3 protein-coding genes are annotated in these 2,416 nt (G+C 67.1%); all 3 read left to right on the top strand.

The features are described 5' to 3' along the window. Nucleotides 1-56: 56 nt before the first annotated feature. The 3 genes from ACFTZB_RS45055 to ACFTZB_RS45045 all read left to right on the top strand — a co-directional run bounded on the left by ACFTZB_RS45055 (nt 57) and on the right by ACFTZB_RS45045 (nt 2,304). Nucleotides 57-350 (top strand): DUF2516 family protein, encoded by a 294-nt coding sequence (locus ACFTZB_RS45055; RefSeq protein ID WP_378442421.1) that lies wholly within the window; start codon nt 57-59, stop codon nt 348-350. A 128-nt stretch (nt 351-478) separates the two neighbouring features. Next, a complete protein-coding gene (locus tag ACFTZB_RS45050; RefSeq protein ID WP_378442419.1) occupies nt 479-1,270 on the top strand; it encodes a MerR family transcriptional regulator in 792 nt (263 codons plus the stop codon). Between the two features lie 2 nt (nt 1,271-1,272). Beyond that, on the top strand, nt 1,273-2,304 hold the full coding sequence (locus tag ACFTZB_RS45045; protein WP_378442417.1) for an alpha/beta fold hydrolase: 1,032 nt from the start codon (nt 1,273-1,275) through the stop codon (nt 2,302-2,304). The last annotated feature ends 112 nt before the right edge of the window (nt 2,305-2,416 follow it).

Below are 2,416 nucleotides of genomic sequence, written 5' to 3'. Positions count from 1 at the left end.
GCCCCCGCACCGTTGGTGCGGGGGCCGTTTGCATGTCGACCTCGTAGGATGGAGCTGTGATTGAAGTTGACGGCGTCGTCTCGGTGATCTTGTTGGTGATTCGCATCGTCGCCCTGGGCGGTGCTGCATATGCACTGTTCCACGCGGCTCGCCAGCGCAAGGACGCGTTCACCGCCGTGGACAAGTTGAGCAAACCGATCTGGCTGAGCATTCTCGCGGTCGCATTCCTCGTTCTCCTGCTGTTCCCCGCGGTGCAGTTGTTCGGCATCGTCGCGGTCGTCGCGGTGTGCGTCTATCTCGTGGACGTGCGTCCTCGTGTCGACGACGTGCAGCGCGGGCCTCGCTGGTAGGAACTCCGGCCGGACAGTCACCGCTCCTCCCGCACGGTCCTGCGACGTTCGGGGTCTTGCGCGCCCTAACGATGACAATGGACATTGTGACAATGCTATGGTGGTGACTCGGCTACCGAGGAGCTGACATGTCCGCGACGGAATACCGGATCGACGACCTCGCACGCGAGGCGCGGGTGAGCGTGCGCAACGTCCGCGTCTACCAGGACCGCGGGCTGCTCCCACCGCCGCGGAAACAGGGGCGCACGGGGTGGTACAACGACTCGCACCTCGCGCGGCTGCACCTGATCGGACGCATGCTCGATCGCGGTTACACATTCGCGACCATCAGCGAACTGCTCACCGCCGCGCACTACGGACTGCAGGTCAAAGACGTTCTGGAGACCGACGACCCGGGCCGCCGCTGGAAGAAGCGCAGGCGCGCGGCACGCCTGACGATCGCCGAGCTGAAACGCATGTTCGGCGCGCAGACCACCGAGGCCAACATCGCCCGCGGCACCGAACTCGGTGTGCTCGTTCCCGCCGGCGACGACTTTTCGGTGGACGATCCGCGACTGGTCGAGGCGGCGCAGGTCCTCGTCGACGCCGGCATCCCGCTCGAGGACGTCCTCGAGCAGACCGCGGCGGTGCGACGTGACCTCTCGGACGTCGCCGCGCGGTTCGTTGCCGTCGTCGCAGACCGCTACCTCGCCGCCGAGGGGGAGCCGCTCGAACTCGACGAGGCGACGGTCTCGGACATCGCGCGGCTCGTCGACCAGATGCGTCCCCTCGCGCACGACGCCGTCCAGTCGCTGTTCGAAGAGGCGATGGAGGAGCAGATCTCCCGGGCTCTCGAGCGGGCGGCCCGGCAACTCGGCGAGACGGTGGGTCCGGCGTCGGGCACAGGCACCAACAGGGCAAGTCAGACAGGACAGGGGTAGGAATGACCAGCAGTTCGCGCACCATCGCCTTCCGGGCTCTCGCAGGCGCAGCCGGGGCGGGCGCCGTCGTCGCCGCGGCAGCGGCGATCCGTCACAAGCGCGCCACCCGCGGGTTGACGTTGTCGACCGAGGTGGCCCCGAACGAATTGCTGCGCACCCCGGATCTGCGCCCGGACGTGACGGAGATCCTCACCGACGACGGAGCGACGCTGTACGTGCGCGCCTACGGTCCGGTGGACGGCGATCCCATTGTGCTGAGCCATGGTTGGACCTGTTCGACCGAGTACTGGTACCCGCAGGTGAATGCGCTCGCCGGTGAGTACCGCGTCATCACCTACGATCAGCGGGGGCACGGCCGCAGCTCGGTCGGCTCGCTTCCGCTCGGTCCCGACGTCCTCGCCGACGACCTGTCGGAGGTGCTGAAGGCGACGGTGCGTGCAGGCAAGAAGGCCGTGCTCGTGGGTCACAGCATGGGTGGCATGAGCATCATGGCATGGGCGGGGCGGCACCCCGACGAGGTCGGGGAATATGCGTCCGCGGTCCTGCTCGCCAGCACCGCCTGCGACCGGCTCGTCGCCGAGACCACCGTCATCCCGCTGCCGAATCGGTTTCCGCGCGTGCCGGTTCCGGTCGGTCGCGCCGTCCTGAGCACACCGGTGCCGCTGGTGTCGTCACCGGTGATGACGCGTGCGCTGCAGTACGTGTCGATGTCGCCAAACGCGTCGCGCGCGGAGGTTCAGTTCTGCGAGAACATCGTCCGGGACTGCAAGCCGCGCATCCGCGGCGGCTGGGGTGCTGCGCTCAGCGGCCTCGACATCCACGAGGCGCTCGACCACCTCGCGGTCCCGACGACGGTGCTCGTCGGATCCATGGACCGGTTGACCCCGCCCGTTCACGCCCGCAAGCTCGCTCGTGTCTTGGACGAGGCCGGTCACCTCCAGCGGCTGATCGTCCTGCCGGGCGTCGGCCACATGAGTTCCGTCGAGAGTATCGACGAGTTCGACAAGGAGATCGTGCGGCTGCGCAACCTCTGACCTTCCGGCTCCCTCCGCAGTCGGTCGGGCCCACACCCGGATTGGGGGTGGGGCGGATTTTTTTTGCGGGGTGTTGGGGTAAAAAAACAACCAATTAAAAAAAAAGAAAATT

The organism is Rhodococcus sp. NPDC057014, assembly GCF_042673295.1.
Classification (GTDB): domain Bacteria; phylum Actinomycetota; class Actinomycetes; order Mycobacteriales; family Mycobacteriaceae; genus Rhodococcus_F.
This window is presented reverse-complemented; position numbering and strand designations above follow the sequence as displayed.

Coding starts and splice junctions, on each gene's coding strand:
- ACFTZB_RS45050 (WP_378442419.1), top strand. CDS start 479: ATGTCCGCGACGGAATACCGGATCGACGACCTCGCACGCGAGGCGCGG.
- ACFTZB_RS45045 (WP_378442417.1), top strand. CDS start 1,273: ATGACCAGCAGTTCGCGCACCATCGCCTTCCGGGCTCTCGCAGGCGCA.